This is a genomic window from Gemmatimonadota bacterium, from assembly GCA_016704275.1.
Taxonomy (GTDB): domain Bacteria; phylum Gemmatimonadota; class Gemmatimonadetes; order Gemmatimonadales; family GWC2-71-9; genus Palsa-1233.
Genome location: JADJAK010000003.1, coordinates 57,070 through 75,710, shown reverse-complemented (window position 1 = coordinate 75,710; position 18,641 = coordinate 57,070). Strand labels below are relative to the sequence as shown.

Genomic DNA, 18,641 nt, shown 5'->3' with positions numbered 1-18,641 from the left:
CTTCGACTACGCCCGCTTCGCGGGCTCCGCTCAGGATGACAACCACAATCCATCCTCCATCATCCATCCTCCATCATCCGCTACGGCGTCCTCACATCAAACGCCCCATTCGCCACCGTCATCGTCCCGGTCGTCTGGGCATTGGGTGCCAGCGTGCCGGAGAAGGTGCCGGCGATTCGGGTCGGCGTCAGCGTGGTGATGGTGAGCGTCCCGGTATCATTGCCCACGCCGCCCCATGACTGCGCGGTCCCCACCCGGGTGATCATGATCCGCCGCGTCGGCACCGTGAAGCCGGTGAGCGCGCCCGATCCCGTCGCGGTGACCGGACCGACCGTGATGCTGATCGAATAGTCCAGGTTCATCGCGCCCACGACCCGCGTCGTCGAGTTGCCGCCGATGCCGCTCAACGTGGCACCCACCTGCGGCGTGCCGTTGATCGTCGCGGTCATCGTGCTGCCGGCGAGGTCGGCCGTCGGCACGACGTAGCCGGTGGAGAGCGGAACATCGAAGACGCCGTTGGTCACCGTGGTGGTGGCCGAGCCGGTGGTCGCCGTGGCCGTGAAGGTGAACGTCCCCACCACGCGGGTCGATGTGAGTGAGGTGATGGTGACGCTGCCGGCGGCACCCGAGAGCGGGGTCGTGAAGGAACTCACGCCGCTCGTCACCGAGACCGTCCCGCCCGGGGAGGTGCCGATGTTCATCCCCAACGGATAGGTCCCAGGGCCGGGGATGAAGGCGAGGTACACCGCGATCGTCCGAGCCGTGCTGCCGACCACCTGGGTCGCCTGGAAGCCAAGACTCCCCGGCACGGTCGACACCGGCACCGCCAGCACCGTCCCCCCCGTAAAGGCCTGCCCGTCGATCGAGGCGGTGACCTTGTCGGTCCCGTTGCCGCCCCCGCCGGGGCCGGTGGGGGAGCCGCCGCCACAGGCGGTGAGGATGGCCAGGGAGAGCGAGAGAACGAGACGGCGCATGGGGACCTCCATTGGGGAAAAGCTCAGGCTTACTCTCCTTTGCGCTGGAACCCCCGCGATTCCGTCACGATCCGCCCGCCGCCTCTCCCCCGCCCCGCCGGCAGGCGGTAGATTCGGAAGGTCTCCAACCCCAGTCCATCCGACCTTCCCCAGCGCCTCCCCCTTGAGGACGCCCCTGCATGTCCCGAGTCGATCGCGACACCCTCGACGTCCTCTTCACTGCCGCCTACGCCGAATTGCGGGCGCTGGCGGCGCAGGTGCGCCGCGACCATCCCACCGCCACGCTCAATCCGACCGCGCTGGTGCACGAGGCGTGGGCCAAGCTCGCCCGCTCGCCCGGATTCGAAGTCACCTCCGCACTGCACTTTCGCCGCATCGCCGCCCGGGCGATGCGCCAGGTGCTGGTCGAAGCGGCGCGCCAACGCCACGCCGTGAAGCGCGGCGGCCCCGACGCCATCCTGGTCACCTTCGACGAGGAGCTGACCAACCACCTCGGCACGGCCGGCAGTCTGCTCGCGCTCGACGCGTCGCTGGCGGACCTCGCCAAGTTGTCGCCGCGCCAGGCGGCCGTGGTGGAGGCGCGTTACTTCGGCGGACTCAGTGTCGAGGAAATCGCCGAGCTGCTGACCATTTCCGAGGCCACGGTGCTGCGCGACTGGCGCGCGGCCCGGGCGTGGCTCGCCACCGAACTCGGTGCCGCGCCCGCATGACCTCACCGGCGGCACGCCATGCACGCGCCATGGCCCTCTTCCACCGGGCCCTCGAGCTACCCGCCGACCAACGCGAGGCAATGCTCCACACCTGGGCCGGCGACGACCCGGAGGTTGCGACCCGGGTGCGTGCGATGCTCGTCGCCGATGCGGCCGAAGGCGACCTGCTCGGCGTCGGCATCGGCGCGATGGCAGCCGATCTGCTGGCGGCGCCCACCACTCCTGCCGGCGGCTCCTTCGGGCCATACCGCATCGTGCGCCAGCTCGGCGAGGGTGGGATGGGGATCGTCTATCTCGTCACCCGCGATGACCTCGGCACCGAGGCTGCGCTGAAGATCCTCCGCGATGCCTGGCTCTCACCAGCGCGCCGAGCGCGCTTTCGACGGGAGCAGCGGACGTTGGCGCGCCTGGTGCACCCGGGCATCGCGCAGTTGCACGACGCCGGCGCGCTCGAGGATGGGACACCGTGGTTCGTGATGGAGTATGTCGAGGGCGAGCATCTGACGGATTACTGCGAGCGCCGCCAGCTGTCGATCACGGAGCGGCTCCAGCTGTTGCGGGCCGCGTGCGAGGCGGTGCAGTATGCCCACGCGCGGGCCGTCATCCACCGCGACCTGAAGCCGTCCAACATTCTCGTGGGCGCTGATGGGCGCGTGGCCCTTCTCGATTTCGGCATCGCCAAGCAACTCGAGGACACCGAGGACCCGGTGCAGACGCAGACCGGTGCCGGCCTACTCACTCCCGCCTACGCCGCGCCGGAACAGATCGCCGAAGGGATTGTCAGCGCGCAGACTGACGTCCATGCCCTCGGGGTGATCCTCTACGAGTTGCTTGCCGGGCAGCGCCCGTTCGGGGGCGCCGATACCATTGCGCGTCGCCTGACCGAGCCCCCGGTTCGACCCTCCCTTGCCGCCGCACGGCATGGCCGCCGGACCGGGAACGACGCCACCTGGCGCGACCTCGACATCCTCACGCTCACCGCGATCCAGCGCGACCCGATGCTGCGCTATGGCACGGTCGAGGCGTTCGCGCGGGACATTGACCATTTCCTCGCAGGCGAACCACTCGAGGCCCATCCGGCGCGCTGGCGGTATCGCACCGGCAAGTTGCTCCGGCGCCGGTGGCGCGAGGTCTCGGCCGCCACGGCCGTGGCCATCGCGGCGATCGGCATGGTGACCTACTACACGATGCGCCTCGCGGACGCCCGCGACGCGGCGCAACTCGAGGCGCGCCGAGCCGAGCGGATTCAGCGCTTCACGATGGGGCTCTTCTCTGGCGGCAGTGACGACGCCGGCCCGGCAGACTCGCTCTCGGTGCGCAGCTTGCTCGAGCGCGGCGAACAGGAAGCCGCGGTGCTCGATCGGGACCCCGAGGGCCAGGCCGAGCTGTACGCGACGCTGGGCACGATCCACCAGCATCTCGGTGACTACGACCGCGCCGACTCGTTGCTCACCCGCTCCCTGGCTCGGCAACGCGCCTTGCACGGCCCGATCCATCGCGACGTCGCCGCGGGATTGGTGGCGCTCGGCCTCCTCCGCGTCGATCAGGCACAACTGGCGCCCGCGGAGTCGCTGGTGCGCGCAGGCCTGGCGATGGCGCGCACGACCTACCCCGCCGATGACCCCGCGATTGTCGAGGCGATGGCGGCGCTCGGCGCGGTGCTGCAGGAACGTGGCGAGTACCCCGCGGCCCGAGCGATCCAGGACTCGGTGCTCGTGGCTCGTCGGACCGCCGACCCGCTGCTCCGCGCCACCGCGATGGTGCACCTCGCCGCCACCTATTTCTACGCCGGCGAGTACGCGCGCGCCGACTCGCTGCATCGTGAGGCGCTCCCCTTGCTGCTCGCCACCCGTGGGCCACGCCATCCCTCGGTGGCAGAGATCCACACCAACCTTGGCGCCAGCGCCTTCCAGCGCGGCGACTACGCGCTCTCCGAGCAGGAGCAACGCCAGGCATTGGACATCATCCGCGCCTGGTACGGTACCGACAATCCCACGACGGCTTCGGCGATCACGCAGGTCGGGCGCGCGGTCAGCCGGCTCGAGCGTCCCGACGAAGCACGCGCGCTGCTGAGCGAAGCGCTCGCGATCCAGCTGCGCACGGCGGGTCCGAATCACCCGCGCGTGGCATCGGCCCTCAACGAACTGGCGTCGCTCGACCTGGCCGCCAAACAGTTCGATGAGGCCGAGGCGTCGTACCGACGGGTCCGTGCGATCTACCAGCAGGTGCACGGGCCCGACGACTGGCGCACCGGCATCGCCATCTCGAACCTTGGCGCCGTCGCCAATGGCCGCGAAGACTATCGTGCCGCCGAAGCGCAGTTCCGCGAGGCGAAGCGGATCTTCACCGCATCGCAGGGCGCCACCCACGTCAACACTGCGATCGCCCGGCTCAAGCTCGGGCGCTCGTTGCTGCGGCAGACGCGATACCAGGAAGCGCTGGACGAAACGAAGGCGGGGTTCGACATCCTGGTCACGCAAGCGGAGCCGTCGGTGTCCTACCTGAAGGCAGCGCGAACGGATCTGGCGGCGGAGTATGAGGCGCTGGGGAGGAAGGGCGAGGCGGAGCGGATCAGGGCGGATACGGTGGCAAAGAAGTCGTAAGTCGTAGGTCGTAAGTCGTAAGTCATCCCGAGCAACGTGAGGGATCTGCGTACCCGCCGGAACGCAGGTCCCTCGCTGCGCTCGGGATGACAGCCTTGGAGGACCTACGACCTACGACTTACGACCTACGACCTACGACAGCCCCACAACACTCCCATCGACCCCAATCAGCTTCACCTCCGGCACCAACTCCACTCCCCACCGAGCCTGCACCCGCGCCCGCACCTCACCCATCAATGCGATCACGTCGGCGGCGGTGCCTTCACCGGTATTGACGAAGTAGTTGGCGTGCATCGGCGAGACCTCGACGCCGCCGACGCGGAGTCCCTTGAGGCCCGTCGCGTCGATGCACTGCCCGCTGGTGCGCGGGTTGCCCTCGGCCCACACGGCTGGCAGTACCGGATTCTGGAAGACCGAGCCGCAGCAGGGCTGGTTGAACGGGGTGCCGTCGCGGCGCCACTTGTACAGCTCTTCCGTCTCGGCCTCGAGGTGGGTCGGGTCCGCGGCAACAAGCGCGCACGTCGTCTCGAGCACGACGACGTGTCCAAGCTGGCTGCGCCGATAGGAGAAGCCGGCCTCCGCCGCCGAGACAACGCGGTCCTGCCCATCGGCGTCCATGACCAGGACCGAGACCACGGTGTCGCGCCACTCGGCCCCGTGGCAGCCGGCGTTCATCACGATCCCCCCGCCGACACTCCCTGGCACGCCCACCATCTTGTGGATGCCGGCCCACCCCGCCGCTGCGGTCCGCTTGGCGGCGAGTGGCGCCGGCAGCCCGGCTCCCAGGGTCCAGCGATCGCCCTCCTGACGGAGCGCATCGAGCCCCTTCCCCATGCGAATCACCAGCGCATCGAGGCCGGCGTCGGGAAAGAGGAGGTTGGAGCCGAGTCCGAGGGCGAACCAGGGCACGCCTGCCTCAGCCGCCATCCGCACGGCGATCGCAACGTCTTCCGCATTGGCCGGCATGAGCACGGTGGCCGGGCCACCGATACGATAGGTGGACCAGCGCGAGAGCGGCTCGCCCTCGCGCAGGTCACCCTGGACGCGTGCGCGCAACGCGGCGGCGAAGCCTGGGTCGCGCGCGGTGGTCACGCCGGTGTCGCCTCGCGAGCCAACTGATGCCACTCCTGCAGCGAGCGCACCTCGAGCGGACGGCTCTTCATCGCGATGATCGCGTCGACTGCCGCCGAGGCGGCCGAGAGCGTCGTGGTGTACGGCACGTGCTGCTGCAGTGCCGCGCGCCGCATCGAGTGGTCGTCCATCTGCGTCAGCTTGCCAAGCGGCGTGTTGACCAGCAGCTGGATCTCACCCGAGACCATCAAGTCGATGGCGTTCGGCCGCCCCTCGTAGACCTTGAGCACGCGTTCCGCCGGGATGCCGCGCGCCCGGAGATACGTCGCCGTGCCGGTCGTCGCGAGGATGCGGAAGCCGAGCTCGTGGAAGCGCCGGGCGATCGGCACGACCGACCCCTTGTCGTGGTCGTTCACCGTCACGAAGACGGTGCCGCTGAGCGGGAGCGCGCCGTCGGCAGATGCCTGCGCCTTGGCGAACGCCATCCCGAACGAGTCGGCGATGCCCATGACCTCGCCGGTCGACTTCATCTCGGGGCCGAGGCGGACATCGACGCCGGCGAACTTGGTGAACGGGAACACCGCTTCCTTCACGGCGACGTACGGCTGCAGCGGATCGTCGCGGAGGCCGAGGTCGACCAGCTTCTTTCCGATCATCACCGCCGCCGCAAGCGACGCCAGCGGGACACCGGTGGTCTTCGAGACGAACGGAATGGTGCGCGAGGCGCGCGGATTGACCTCGATCACGTAGACCACGCCGTTCTTCACGGCGTACTGCACGTTGATCAGCCCGACGACGCCGAGCGCGAGCGCGAACGCCCGGGTGTGGGCGCGCATCTGTTCGACCTGGTCCTCGGTGATCAGGTACGGCGGCATCACGCAGGCCGAGTCGCCCGAGTGAATCCCCGCTTCCTCGATGTGCTGCATCACGCCGCCGATGATCACCGACTCGCCGTCACAGATGGCGTCGACGTCGGCCTCGAAGGCGTCCTCGAGGAAGGAGTCGATCAGCACCGGGTGGCCGGGGGCGACCGCCGCCGCCTCGTCGAAGAAGCCGCGGAGTTCCGGCGCGTCGTAGATGATCCGCATCGCGCGGCCACCGAGCACGTAGCTCGGCCGCACCAGAACGGGATAGCCGATCCGCTCGGCGACTTCGAGCGCGGTCTCGATCGTGCGGGCCGTGCCGGCAGGCGGCTGGCGGACGCCGAGCGAGTTCACCAGCGCCTCGAAGCGCTGGCGGTCCTCGGCGGCATCGATCGCGTCGGGGGAGGTGCCGAGGATCGGCACGCCCGCCGCCTCGAGCCCCTTGGCGAGCTTGAGCGGCGTCTGGCCGCCGAGCTGCACGACCACGCCGAGCGGCTTCTCGAGGTGGACGATCTCCAGCACATCCTCGAGCGTCAGCGGCTCGAAGTAGAGGGCGTCGGAGATGTCGAAGTCGGTGGAGACGGTCTCAGGATTCGAGTTCACCATCACCGTGCGATAGCCGAGCTCGCGGAAGGCCAGCGTCGCCCGGACGCAGCAGTAGTCGAACTCGACGCCCTGGCCGATGCGATTCGGCCCCGAACCGAGGATGATCACCGTCTTCCGGGTTTCCTCCGGGCGCGGCCCGCCCTCGTTCTCCTCGTCCCAGCAGGAGTAGAGATACGGCGTGCTCGACGGGAATTCGCCGGCGCAGGTGTCCACCGTCTTGTAGACCGGACGGAGGCCGAGGCGATGCCGCGTGGTGCGGATGTCGGCTTCGACCAGCGACTTGAGGTCGGCGAGCTGCCAGTCGGAGAAGCCGGACCGCTTCATCCGGAGGATGATGGCGCGGTCGGCTTCGTCGTTGGCGCCGTACGGATGCGCGATCCACTCGTCTTCCATCGCAACCAGCTCGGCGAGCTGATGCAGGAACCACGGGTCGATCCCCGAGGCCTCATGGAGATCCTCGACCGAGACCTTCGCGATCAGCGCGCGCTTCACCTGGAAGAGGCGCTCGGGCGTCGGCCGGCGGATCGCGGCGAGCAGCGTCTCGCGATCGATCGCGTCGAGGCGGTCGTCGACCGGACCGGCGCCGATGACCCAGCCGGCGCGCCCCGTCTCGAGGCCACGGAATCCCTTCTGCAGCGCTTCCTTGAAGGTGCGACCGATCGCCATCGCCTCGCCGACCGACTTCATCTGCGTGGTGAGGGTCGGCTCGGCGGCCGGGAACTTCTCGAAGGCGAAGCGCGGGATCTTGACGACGACGTAGTCGAGCACCGGCTCGAACGAGGCCGGCGTGACCTTGGTGATGTCGTTCGGCAACTCGTCGAGCGTGTACCCGACGGCGACCTTGGCGCCGATGCGGGCGATCGGGAAGCCGGTCGCCTTGGAGGCGAGCGCCGAGGAGCGCGAGACGCGCGGATTCATCTCGATCACCAGCTGCTCACCGTCGGCGGGGTTCACCGCGAACTGGATGTTGCAGCCGCCGGCGGCGACGCCGACCTCGCGGATGATCTTGATCGAGGCATCGCGCATCGCCTGATACTCGCGGTCCGTCAGCGTCATCGCCGGCGCGCAGGTGATCGAGTCGCCCGTGTGGACGCCCATCGGATCGAGATTCTCGATCGAGCAGACGATCACCACGTTGTCGGCGCCGTCGCGCATCACCTCGAGCTCGTACTCCTTCCAGCCGATGATGCTGCGCTCGACCAGCACCGAAGTGACCGGCGAGAGTTCCAGACCACGCGCGAGCATGGTGACGAACTCGTCGCGATTGTACGCGATGCCGCCGCCGGTGCCGCCGAGCGTGAACGAGGGCCGCAGGATGGCCGGGTAGCCGGTCTGCTCGACCGCGGCGAGGCCTTCCTCCAGCGTGCGCACGACGCTGCCGCGCGGCGTGGCGAGGCCGATCCGCACCATGGCGTCGGCGAACTCCGAGCGGTCCTCGGCCACGCGGATGGCGCGCTCGTTGGCGCCGATCAACTCGACGCCGTACTTCTCGAGGGTGCCGTCCTTCACCAGCGCCATCGCGACGTTGAGTGCGGTCTGCCCGCCCATCGTCGGCAGCAGCGCATCGGGGCGTTCGCGCTCGATCACCTTCGCTACCCACTCGGGGGTCACCGGCTCGATGTAGGTCGCGTCGGCGAGTTCCGGGTCCGTCATGATGGTCGCCGGATTCGAGTTCACCAGGATGACCCGGTAGCCCTCTTCCTTCAGCGCGCGCACCGCCTGGGTGCCGGAGTAGTCGAACTCGGCGCCCTGCCCGATGACGATCGGGCCGGAGCCAAGGAGGAGAATCGAGGAGATATCAGTCCGCTTGGGCATGTACGAGGTCCTGCAAGGTGCGGTCAAGGGAAATCTGGGGAGCCCAGCCGGTCGTGGTGCGCAGCCGGGTCGGGTCCCCGATCAAGGTCGGCAAATCGGCCGCGCGCAACAGCGCGGCATCCTGCACCGGACGCGCCGTGGTCCCGGCGAGTCGGGCGAGCATCTCGAAACACTCGGTCAGTCGGTGGCCGGTTCCGCTGGCCACGTTGTAGGCCTCACCGGGGACACCCTTCGTCAACAGCGCAAGATAGGCCGTGACGACGTCACGCACATCGAGGAGGTCGCGCACGGGGGCCAGATTGCCCACGGCGATCTCGGTGGCGCCGGTGCGCGCGGCCTCGCGGAGCCGCGCGGCGAGGGCCGGCAGCACGTAGATCGGCGCCTGCCCCGGACCGGTGTGCGGGAATGGACGCGCAATCACGACCGGGAGACCGGTGCGGCGGCGCACTTCGAGCACTGCCACCTCGGCGCCGACCTTGCTCGCGGCATAGGGCGAGCATGGGGCCAGCGACGCGGTCTCGGGAATCGGCCCGCTGTGGTCGCGACCGTACACCTCGCCCGTCGAGACCAGCAGAAAGGTCGGCCGCCCCACCTGCACGAGCCCGTCGGCGAGCGCCGCAGTCGCGCCGGCATTCAGCGCCCACGCGGCGGCGGGATCGAGGCGTGCCGCTGCCCCCGATGCCATCGCGGCAAGGTGAATCACCGCACTCGGGGCCGTGGCCACGAGGGCCGCGATGCCCGCCGGCTCGCGCAGGTCGGCGCGAACCGTCTCACAGCCCGCCAGCTCCTCGCTGGTGAGCCACGTGGCGGGTGCGACCCCGTCGGGCGCCACGGCGGCGATGACGTGATGCCCGGCGGCACGCGCCGCCCGCACCAGCCATCGGCCGACGAAGCCGTCGGCGCCGGTCACCAGCAGCCGACTCACGCCGGGCGCAACCGCGCGAGGTCGGCGTCAACCATCATGTGCACCAGTCCCTCGAAGGAGACGGTGGGCGACCAGCCGAGCTCCTCCTTCGCCCTGCGCGGATCGGCCAGGAGGAGATCCACTTCCGCCGGGCGATAGAAGCGCGGATCGATGGTCACGTACTTTCGCCAATCGAGACCGACGCGCTCGAAGGCCACGCGCACGAGGTCTTCCACCGAATGCGTCTGGCCGGTGCCAATGACGAAGTCCGCGGGCTGATCCTGCTGCAGCATGCGCCACATCGCATCGACGTAGTCGCCGGCGTAGCCCCAATCGCGACGCGCCTCGAGGTTCCCCATCTTGAGTTCCGTCGCGAGGCCGAGCGCGATGCGCGCGACGCCGTCCGTCACCTTGCGCGTGACGAACTCGATGCCCCGCCGCGGCGATTCGTGGTTGAAGAGAATCCCGCTGACCGCGTACAGGCCGTACGACTCGCGGTAGTTCACCGTGATCCAGTGGCCGTAGAGCTTCGCGACACCGTAGGGCGAGCGCGGATAGAAGGGCGTCCCCTCGTGCTGCGGCGTCTCCTGCACCTTGCCGAACATCTCCGACGACGACGCCTGGTAGAAGCGCGCCTTCGGCGCGGCGAGGCGCACCGCCTCGAGGATGCGGGTGACGCCGAGCGCGGTGAACTCGCCGGTCAACACCGGCTGCGTGAACGACGTCGGCACGAAGGACTGTGCCGCGAGGTTGTAGACCTCGTCCGGCTGGACCTCCTGCATGACCATCGTCAGCGAGTGCTGGTCGAGCAGGTCGGCCGCCACGATCTGCACCCGGGGGATCAGGTGGTCGATCCGCTCGTACGAGTGATGGGAGGTCCGCCGGACCACGCCATACACCTCATATCCTTTGGCCAAGAGGAACTCGGCGAGGTAGGACCCATCCTGGCCGGTGATGCCCGTAATCAGGGCCTTTGGCATTGTATGCTCCGGGGAGTTGTCAGACCGGCCCCCATCCCATAGATTTGGGGGCTATTGGAGTTCCGTCTTTCTGGACCGCCGCAAACGAGGATATCATGGCGCGCGTCTGCACCATCTGCGACAAGGGGCCGACTACCGGCAACCATGTCAGCCATGCGAACAACCGGCGGAAGCGCCGCTGGTACCCGAACCTCCAGACGGTCCGCGTCCTGGTGGACGGCTCGCCCCGCCGGGTGAAGGTCTGCACCAAGTGCATGAAGAGCGGGAAGGTGGCCAAGGCCACCAAGGTCGCTGTCGCGGCCTGACCGTTCTGCTCCCGGAGTGATCAACGGGTGGCGCCCTTCACGGGTGCCACCCGTTTGGCTTGCCTGGACGGCCGCGGACGGAAAAAAAGGGGACCCGAGGGTCCCCTTTCGTCCAACCGTCGGAGCAGGGCACGGAGCCATCACTCGCCGACGAGCTCGATCCGCGCCATCTCGGCGCCGTCGCCGGGGCGATGCCCGAGCTTGAGGATGCGGGTGTAACCGCCCGGACGCGCCGCGAAGCGCGGACCGATTTCCTTGAACAGCTTGGTGAGCAGCGTCTTGTTCGGGATCTTCTGCTCGACCTGCCGGATGGCGTGGAGGTCGCCACGGCGCGCCAGGGTGATGAGCTTCTCGGCGTACGGCCGGATCTCCTTCGCCTTGGCAACGGTCGTGGTGATGCCCTCGTGTTCGAAGAGGGAGGCCGCCATGTTGCGCATCATCGCCCGCTTGTGGCTGGACGACCGCGACAGCGCCCGTCCCTTCGTGTTGTGCCGCATTGCTTACGCTTCCTCGCCGCTGGCGGCCGGAATGGCCGGGAGCGAACCGTGATCGGTGATCCGGAGGTCGCCGTCGACCTCGTCGAACTTCATGCCGAACTTGAGCCCTTCCTTCTGCAACATCTCGGCGATCTCGTGGATCGCCTTGTCGCCGATGTTCTTCACATCGTCCAGGGTCTTCGGCGTCTGCTCGACCAGCTCCTTGAGGGTGCGGATCGAGGAATTCTTGAGCGAGTTGAGCGACCGGACCGAGAGGCCGAGGTCATCGATCGAGCGCGCCAGCGAGGCGGCCAGACCGGTCGGCGCCGGCGAGCTGGCCGGGGCCGGGGTGTCGGAGGCCGGCGCCACGTGCACCGGGACCTTGCCGAACTCGACGAAGTAGCGGAAATGCTCCTGGGCGAGGGCGGCGGCGTAGGCCAGCGCGTCTTCCGGGGAGATGGTGCCGTTGGTCTCGACCGAGAGGGTCAAGCGGTCGTAGTCGGTGCGCTGCCCGACGCGGGTTTCCGCGACGGTGAAGTTGGCACGACGGACCGGGTTGTAGATCGCGTCGATGCGGACGAGGTCGACCGGGAACGACCGATCGCTCGGGTGCATCTCGGACTCGACGTAGCCGCGGCCCTTGTTCACGTAGAGCTCGCAGGAGATCTCGCGATCCTCCTGCACCGTGAAGAGCAGCTGGTCCGGGTGGTGAATCGTCGCGTGGCCGGTCGACTGAATGTCGCGGGCGTAGACCGGGCCGGGGCCCTGCGCGACGATGCGCAGGATCGACTCGTCGACGGACGGATCGAGGACCAGGGTGAGCGCCTTGAGGCGCTGCACGATCTGGTGCACGTCTTCCAGGACACCCTGCACCGTCTGATGCTCGTGCACGACGCCGTCGAGGCGGAAGCCCCAGACCGCGCTGCCCCGCAGCGACGACAGCAGGAGCCGCCGCAGCGAGTTGCCGATCGTGTGCCCGAAGCCGCGCTCGAGCGGCTGGAGGCGGAACTCCGCCACGTTCGGGTTGTCCTCGCGCTTCGTCATCTCGACGACGTGCGGGCGGACCAAACCAGTCAGGTCAATGCTCATCGGCCGCGTGTTCCCCTTCTTACTTCGAGTAGAGCTCGACGATCAACTGCTCCGTCGCGTTCACCGGAATGGCGTCGCGGGTGGGCAGTTCGAGGAGTCGGCCGGCGGCCTTCTCGGCATCCACCGAGAGCCAGGAAACCATGGCGCCACGCGACGCGGCATCCTGGGCCACCTTGACCGCGAGCAGCTCGCGATCGGCCGGCGCGACACGGACTTCCTGGCCGGGCAGCACCTTGTAGCTCGGGATGTCGAGCTTGCGCCCGTTCACTTCCACATGGCCGTGCCGGACGAGCTGACGCGCCGCGCGACGGGACGAGGCGAAGCCCATCCGGTACACGATGTTGTCCAGGCGAGTCTCGAGCGCCACCAGCAGGTTGGTGCCCTTGACGCCCGGCAGGTGCGAGGCGCGCGTGTAGATGGTGCGGAACTGGGTCTCCGTGAGCCCATACATCCGCTTCACCTTCTGCTTCTCACGCAGCTGCTTGGCGTACTCGGACGTCTTGCGGCCACGCCCGGCGTTCTGGCCATGCTGGCCCGGCGGATACGCCCGGCGCTCGACGGCGCACTTCTCGGTGAGGCAGCGGGTCCCCTTGAGGAACAGCTTGGTCCCTTCGCGACGGCACAGACGGCAGGCCGGTCCAGTATATCGTGCCATGGCTCAGACCCGCCGCTTCTTGGGGGGACGGCACCCATTGTGAGGAATCGGGGTCACGTCGCGGATCGACGCCACCTTGAGACCGACCGACGCGAGGGCCTGAATGGCCGACTCGCGACCGCTCCCGGGACCCTGGACGCGGACGTGCACCTTGCGGAGCCCGAGATTCAGCGCCTCGCGGGCGCAGTTCTCGGAGGCCACCGTGGCGGCGAACGGGGTGGACTTCTTCGAGCCCTTGAACCCCGCCTTGCCGGCGGTGCCCCACGCGATCGTGTTGCCGCGCAGGTCCGTGATGGTGATCAACACGTTGTTGAAGGTCGCGGAGATGTGCACCATCCCCTCCGACTCGACAATCTTCTTCGAGCGCTTGGCGCCCGACCGAGGTGCAGTAGTGGGTGCGGTCATTTACTTCTTCGTCGCCTTCTTCTTGCCGGCGATGGCCCGACGCGGGCCCTTCTTCGTCCGGGCGTTGGTATGGGTGCGCTGACCGCGAACCGGCAGCCCCCGCCGGTGGCGGATGCCCCGGTAACTGCCGATGTCCATCAGCCGCTTGATGTTCATCGCGACCTCGGTGCGCAGCGCGCCCTCGGTCTTCACGGTCCGTTCGATGATCTGCCGGAGACGGCCGACTTCGACCTCCGTCAGGTCACGCACACGGGTGTCAGGCGAGATCCCGGTCTCGGCGAGGAGCTTCTTGCTCGTCACCTTGCCGATCCCGAAGATGTACGTCAGACCGATTTCGACGCGCTTCTCGCGCGGAAGGTCTACACCAGCAATACGCGCCATGTTATCCCTGCCGCTGCTTGTGCTTGGGGGTGCGCTTGCAGATGATGCGCGTCACGCCCCGACGCTTCACCACCCGACAGCTCTCGCAAATCGGCTTCACGCTCGAACGAACCTTCACGATTGAACTCCGGACCCTAGGGTTGCGGGACAGCACGACAAGATACCGGCGGGGTCAGCGACACGCAACCCCGTGCACCATTTTCACGCAAACACTTGTCGAAAGGCAAGATACGCGGCCGCCGGGTCCGCCGCCGAGGTGATCGGGCGCCCCACCACCAGGTCGGTCGCCCCCCCGGCCAGCGCGGCCTCAGGGGTCGCCACCCGGGCCTGGTCGCCCACGGCGTCCTCGGCCCGGCGGATCCCCGGGACCACCACCCGGCCACCCCGCACCGCCGGCACCACGGCCGCCAGCTCCTCGGCCGAGCAGACCACGCCATCCGCCCCGGCCGCCATCGCCATGGTGGCCAGCCGGGCCGCCTCATCGCCCGCGACAACCCCCGAGCGCCCCGTCACGGCCGCGAACTCCGCCGGGGTGTGCGAGGTCAGGACCGTCACCGCGACGACCCTGAGCCGGTCGCCAGCGGCCTTGGCGGCCGCCTCGATCATCGCCGGCCCGCCGAGCGCATGCACGGTGACCATCGAGACGCCGAGGTCCAGGGCGGCCTCGACGGCGCCGCGCACCGTGTTGGGGATGTCGTGCCACTTGAGGTCGAGGAAGACGGGATGACCGTTCGCCACCAGCGAGCGCACGAAGCCGCTCCCCGCCCGCGTCATCAGCACCGACCCCACCTTGACCGGACAGCGATCCGGCAGGAGATCGAGGAGCGCCACCGCCGTGGGAGCGTCCGGAAGATCCAACGCCACAAAGAGCTCAGCCACCGTGCTGCTCCAATGCTCTGACGATCCGTTCCGGGCACCGAGGGTCGGCAAGCCCGGCCGTGCCGATGGCGACCAGCGTCGCCCCGGCCCGCAAGTAGTCCCGCACGTCGGCGGCCGATCGAATGCCACCGACGCCGATGATCGGCACCCCGGGAAGTCGGGCGGCGGTGCGCTTGACCGCCAGCACACCGGTCGGCAACAGCGCGGGGCCGCTGACGCCACCGAAGCCGTTGCCCAGTCGCGGCGCATCGCCATCGAACAGGTAGCCCGGCATCGTGTTCACCAACGTGAGGCCATCCGCACCCGCGTCGTGCGCCACCGCCGCAATCGCGGGGATGTCGGGCAACGCCGGTGAGAGCTTCGCGAAGAGCGGACGCGTCGTCGCCGCGCGGCAGCGGGAGACCACCGCACGCACCGAGTCGGGATCGGCACCGAACTCGACGCCACCTGCCGAGGTGTTGGGACAGGAGAGGTTGAGTTCATACCCGGCGTGCCCACTCACCGACTCAAGCCGTGCGATCACCTCGGCGTATTCCTCGATCGTGAAGCCGACGACGTTCACCAGCACCTGCGGCCCGCGCACGTTGGCGAGGAGCCACGGCAGCTCGTCGCGCGCAACCTGATCGGCGCCGGGATTGGCGAGCCCGATCGAGTTGAGCATCCCCCCGTGGAACTCGGCGACGCGTGGCGCGGCATTGCCCGCCCGCGGCGCGAGCGACACCGCCTTGGTGACCAGCCCGCCAAGGCACGACAGGTCGGCAACGCCCAACAACTCGCGGCCGTATCCCGCGGTCCCGGAGGCCAGCAGCACAGGATTGGCGAAGCGGATGCCCGCCACCTCGCGCGCGAGTCCGCTCACTCCTTGTCCACCTGGGCGGCGGCCGCAGCAGCGGTGAGTCGTCGTGCCCGCGCGGTGATGAAGCCGCCGAGCGAGTCTTCGAGTTGCACGAAGCGCGGGTCGTTCTCACCGCGCGCAAAGGCCAGGTAGGGACTCGTCGTCATCGCGACCAGCCGGACGCGCAGGCTCTCGGCCGAGTCGGGCACGATCGCCATCCGCGCCATCAGTGCCTTCGGCACGAAGGGCGACGCCGGCCACCCCTGCTCGAGCTGCCACCAGAGGAACGACGCCAGCGCCGGTGCGCGCAACGAATCGCGGGCGACCTCCGCCAGCGCGAAGAGCGTGAGGTCGCCAGTGCCCTTCCCCACCACCAGCGAGTCGTGCTCCGCGACCATCTGCCCCCCGATACGCTGCAGCTCCGCAATGCGTGCGGCGGCGAGCCCACCACCGGTGCCGAGATTGCCCAAGGCGTCGAGCGCCGAGCGCAGTCCGCCCATCGAGGTGGCCTGGCCGACGCGATACTCGGCGATCCGGAGCCGACCCTCGTTGACACTGCGCGACGCGGGCAACTGCACCAGCGACTGGAAGCGCCGCTCGGCGGCGACCGGGTCGGCGGGCAACCCCGCATCGATCGCGGCGAAGAGCCAGGCGCTGCGGCGCGCGTCATTGGCGGTGGGTTGCGCCGCGAGTCGATCGAGGAAGCGGTCGGCATCGGCCGTGTTGCGCGCGGCGAAGTACCGGACCAGCGGTTCCCAGGCGACGGTGCTGTCGGCCGCGAGGAGGAGCGGCGCGACGACCTGCAGGGCCTCGTCCGTCCGGCCCAGGGCGCTCAGTGCGACGGCCCGATCCACCAGGGCCGATGCCGTGTCCTCGCTCGCCAGCAGGGTGAGTGCGTCGTCCCACCGCTGCTCCTGCACGGCGAGGTGGCCGGCACGGAGGTGCGCCTCGCGACGTCGGGCGGGGTCACGGCTCTCGAGCAGCGCCGCGAAGTGCGCCGCCGCCGTCGGGTCACCCATCGCCGCTCGGCAGCGACCGAGCTCCAGCAGCAGCCCCTCACGCCACGGGGCATCCGGGTACGCGATCAGCGCCTGATCGAGCGTCGCGATCGCCGCCGGGCAATCGGGCCGCCGCGCCTCGGAGCGGCCGCGCACCCAGAGCGCCTCGGCTGCGCCACGCCCGACGCCGCGCGCCCGCGCGAATGCCGAGTCGGCCTTCACGCCCGCCAGATCCCATGCGCGCTGTGCCTCGAACGGCTGCCCGCTGCGCGCGGCGGCCTCGCCTTCGGCCGCAAGGCGACGCGCCTGGTAGAGCGAGTTCGACCAGGTGCACCCACTGAGCAGCACTACGCCGACCAGGAGGCGGCGCATCACTTTTCCATCCCCCGCTGCGCGTCACCGGTGCGACGATCGTACTCGCGGAGGTACGCCACGATCGCGTCGGCGATCCGGTCGGCCAGCGCCGCCTGCCCGTTCGGCGAGGACATCAACCGACCATCCTCCGGGTTGGTGCTGTAGCCGAGCTCGATCAGGATCGCGGGGCGTCGCGCCGAGGCGAGCACCGCGAAGCCGGCCTGCTTCACGCCGCGATCGGGGCCGGTGTGCACCTCGCGAATGTGCGACTGCACCAGCTCCGATGCGCGTGCCGACTCGCGCAGGAACTCGTTGGTCTGCAGGTCCTTGAGGATGAAGTCGAGCTTGCCGAGCGCGGGGGCATCGGTATCGGGAAGGTCGAAGCGGATCGCTTCGTTTTCCATCCGCGCCACGCGCGCCGCGTCGGCGGTCTTCGCGTCGGCAAGGAAGTAGGTCTCGAAGCCGCGGACGCGGTCATACCCCGGGCGCTTGTCGAGCGAGTTCACGTGCACCGACACGAACAGGTCGCAGCTGCCGCCACAGTAGCGCGGTGCGCGATGGTTGAGGTTGATCAGCGTGTCGGTGGTGCGCGTCATCGTCACGCGCACGCCGCGCCGCTCGAGCTCGGCGCGCAGCTTGAGCGACACGGCGAGCGTGACATCCTTTTCGTGGATCCCGCGCGGGAACTGCAACCCCGGGTTGCCGGCGTCGGTGCCGCCGTGGCCCGCGTCGACGGTGACGTGATGACCGGGACGCAATCCGTCGGGGAGGCGAGCACGCTCTTCGGCACCGGTCGTGGTGCGGGCGGGGCGGGTCACGATCGGCGTGCCGGCCGGGAGCTCCGCCAAGGTGGTCGTGAGCGGCGAGTAGGTCCACGCGCGCCGCGCGGGGTCGGCCAGCACATCGGCGACAAAGGCCAGCGGCACGAAGATGGTGTCGTTCCGCCGGCGCGATGCTGCGGGAAGGTTGCGCAGCGCGGTCCCATCTTGCACGACGGTCGTCCCCACCAAGAAGCGGTAGCTCGCGCGCCCCGCCGTGAGGGTGACCCAATCGCGCCCTTCGACGGTGCCTGCCAGGGCCGACGCGAGCGCGGCGAGCGGCACCAACGGCCCCTCACCGGCGACCTGCGTCAACGGCACGCTCACGGTGCCACGCGCCGTGTTGATCTGCAGCCTGGCCGGTGGAGGGCCGACGAACAGCAGCGCGAGGGCGCCGCTCAGGAGCGCGGGGCGATTCACTGGCGTCCCTTCCACGAGGCCGCGCGCGCAATCTCGCGCGTGGCAATCTGCTTCTTGAGAGTCTCGCGCTTGTCATGCGCCTTCTTCCCACGCGCGAGGGCGAGCTGGATCTTGGCCCGACCGCCGAGGAAGTAGAGTTCCAACGGCACCAGCGAGAGTCCCTGCCGCTCGACGGAGCCGATCAACTTCTCGATCTCCTTCTTGTGGAGCAGCAGCTTCCGCGACCTCACCGGATCGTGGTTGTATCGGTTGCCCTGTTCGTACGGGGTGATGTTCATCCCTTCAAGCCAGACTTCGCCCTTGTAGACGCGCGCGAAGGCCTCCTTGATCGACGCGCCGCGCCGACGCAACGACTTCACCTCGGTCCCGGTCAGCACCACGCCCGCTTCCATCGTGTCCAGGACGAAATAGTCATACGTCGCCTTGGGGTTGCGGGCGACGGAGAGGCGAGCTTTGGGCTCGGCGGCGGGGGCGGTGTCCTTGGGGGCCATGCTTCGAAA

Annotated in this window: 18 protein-coding genes; 3 read left to right on the top strand and 15 right to left on the bottom strand. The window is 69.1% G+C overall.

Annotated elements, in window-relative coordinates:
- Nucleotides 1-80: 80 nt before the first annotated feature.
- Nucleotides 81-974: a hypothetical protein gene (locus IPG05_07905; GenBank protein MBK6495012.1), complete on the bottom strand. Its 894-nt coding sequence runs from the start codon at nt 972-974 to the stop codon at nt 81-83.
- 179 nt (nt 975-1,153) lie between these two features.
- Between IPG05_07905 and IPG05_07900 the strand changes: the two genes are divergently transcribed.
- Both IPG05_07900 and IPG05_07895 read left to right on the top strand, forming a co-directional pair.
- Nucleotides 1,154-1,684 (top strand): sigma-70 family RNA polymerase sigma factor, encoded by a 531-nt coding sequence (locus IPG05_07900; protein MBK6495011.1) that lies wholly within the window; start codon nt 1,154-1,156, stop codon nt 1,682-1,684.
- 29 nt (nt 1,685-1,713) lie between these two features.
- On the top strand, nt 1,714-4,287 hold the full coding sequence (locus IPG05_07895) for a tetratricopeptide repeat protein (GenBank protein MBK6495010.1): 2,574 nt from the start codon (nt 1,714-1,716) through the stop codon (nt 4,285-4,287).
- 132 nt (nt 4,288-4,419) lie between these two features.
- On the opposite strand, the gene murB is transcribed toward IPG05_07895, so the two are convergent.
- From murB to gmd, 4 genes are read right to left on the bottom strand one after another with little or no spacing between them, the layout of a single operon-like run.
- The gene (gene murB / locus IPG05_07890) at nt 4,420-5,379 is read right to left on the bottom strand and encodes a UDP-N-acetylmuramate dehydrogenase (GenBank protein ID MBK6495009.1); all 960 of its coding nucleotides are present in this window, start codon (nt 5,377-5,379) and stop codon (nt 4,420-4,422) included.
- Nucleotides 5,376-8,642, bottom strand: a complete 3,267-nt coding sequence (gene carB, locus IPG05_07885; GenBank protein MBK6495008.1) for a carbamoyl-phosphate synthase large subunit — start codon at nt 8,640-8,642, stop codon at nt 5,376-5,378. Before carB ends, murB begins: the two co-directional genes overlap by 4 nt.
- On the bottom strand, nt 8,626-9,567 hold the full coding sequence (locus IPG05_07880) for a GDP-mannose 4,6-dehydratase (GenBank protein MBK6495007.1): 942 nt from the start codon (nt 9,565-9,567) through the stop codon (nt 8,626-8,628). Before IPG05_07880 ends, carB begins: the two co-directional genes overlap by 17 nt.
- On the bottom strand, nt 9,564-10,526 hold the full coding sequence (gene gmd, locus IPG05_07875) for a GDP-mannose 4,6-dehydratase (protein MBK6495006.1): 963 nt from the start codon (nt 10,524-10,526) through the stop codon (nt 9,564-9,566). The genes IPG05_07880 and gmd overlap by 4 nt, the downstream gene beginning before the upstream one ends.
- Nucleotides 10,527-10,621: 95 nt before the next feature.
- Between gmd and IPG05_07870 the strand changes: the two genes are divergently transcribed.
- Nucleotides 10,622-10,831 (top strand): 50S ribosomal protein L28, encoded by a 210-nt coding sequence (locus IPG05_07870; protein ID MBK6495005.1) that lies wholly within the window; start codon nt 10,622-10,624, stop codon nt 10,829-10,831.
- Nucleotides 10,832-10,971: 140 nt separating this feature from the next.
- Here the strand turns inward: IPG05_07870 and rplQ are convergent, their stop codons facing one another.
- The 10 genes from rplQ to smpB all read right to left on the bottom strand — a co-directional run bounded on the left by rplQ (nt 10,972) and on the right by smpB (nt 18,632).
- Complete coding sequence (gene rplQ, locus IPG05_07865) at nt 10,972-11,328, bottom strand: 50S ribosomal protein L17 (protein ID MBK6495004.1); 357 nt, start codon at nt 11,326-11,328, stop codon at nt 10,972-10,974.
- Nucleotides 11,329-11,331: 3 nt separating this feature from the next.
- Complete coding sequence (locus IPG05_07860) at nt 11,332-12,396, bottom strand: DNA-directed RNA polymerase subunit alpha (GenBank protein MBK6495003.1); 1,065 nt, start codon at nt 12,394-12,396, stop codon at nt 11,332-11,334.
- A 19-nt stretch (nt 12,397-12,415) separates the two neighbouring features.
- Nucleotides 12,416-13,051 carry a 30S ribosomal protein S4 gene (gene rpsD, locus IPG05_07855; GenBank protein MBK6495002.1) on the bottom strand — a complete coding sequence of 212 codons (636 nt, stop codon included), beginning with the start codon at nt 13,049-13,051 and terminating at the stop codon, nt 12,416-12,418.
- A gap of 3 nt (nt 13,052-13,054) precedes the next feature.
- Nucleotides 13,055-13,456 (bottom strand): 30S ribosomal protein S11, encoded by a 402-nt coding sequence (gene rpsK / locus IPG05_07850; protein ID MBK6495001.1) that lies wholly within the window; start codon nt 13,454-13,456, stop codon nt 13,055-13,057.
- Nucleotides 13,457-13,837 (bottom strand): 30S ribosomal protein S13, encoded by a 381-nt coding sequence (gene rpsM / locus IPG05_07845; protein MBK6495000.1) that lies wholly within the window; start codon nt 13,835-13,837, stop codon nt 13,457-13,459. It abuts the gene before it with no gap.
- A gap of 1 nt (nt 13,838) precedes the next feature.
- Nucleotides 13,839-13,955, bottom strand: a complete 117-nt coding sequence (rpmJ, locus tag IPG05_07840) for a 50S ribosomal protein L36 (protein MBK6494999.1) — start codon at nt 13,953-13,955, stop codon at nt 13,839-13,841.
- An 83-nt stretch (nt 13,956-14,038) separates the two neighbouring features.
- A complete protein-coding gene (pyrF, locus tag IPG05_07835; GenBank protein MBK6494998.1) occupies nt 14,039-14,965 on the bottom strand; it encodes an orotidine-5'-phosphate decarboxylase in 927 nt (308 codons plus the stop codon).
- A gap of 606 nt (nt 14,966-15,571) precedes the next feature.
- The gene (locus tag IPG05_07830) at nt 15,572-16,921 is read right to left on the bottom strand and encodes a hypothetical protein (protein MBK6494997.1); all 1,350 of its coding nucleotides are present in this window, start codon (nt 16,919-16,921) and stop codon (nt 15,572-15,574) included.
- Nucleotides 16,921-18,141, bottom strand: coding sequence for an N-acetylmuramoyl-L-alanine amidase (locus IPG05_07825; GenBank protein ID MBK6494996.1), 1,221 nt, complete (start codon nt 18,139-18,141; stop codon nt 16,921-16,923). The genes IPG05_07830 and IPG05_07825 overlap by 1 nt, the downstream gene beginning before the upstream one ends.
- A complete protein-coding gene (gene smpB, locus IPG05_07820; GenBank protein MBK6494995.1) occupies nt 18,138-18,632 on the bottom strand; it encodes an SsrA-binding protein SmpB in 495 nt (164 codons plus the stop codon). The genes IPG05_07825 and smpB overlap by 4 nt, the downstream gene beginning before the upstream one ends.
- Between the last annotated feature and the right edge of the window lie 9 nt (nt 18,633-18,641).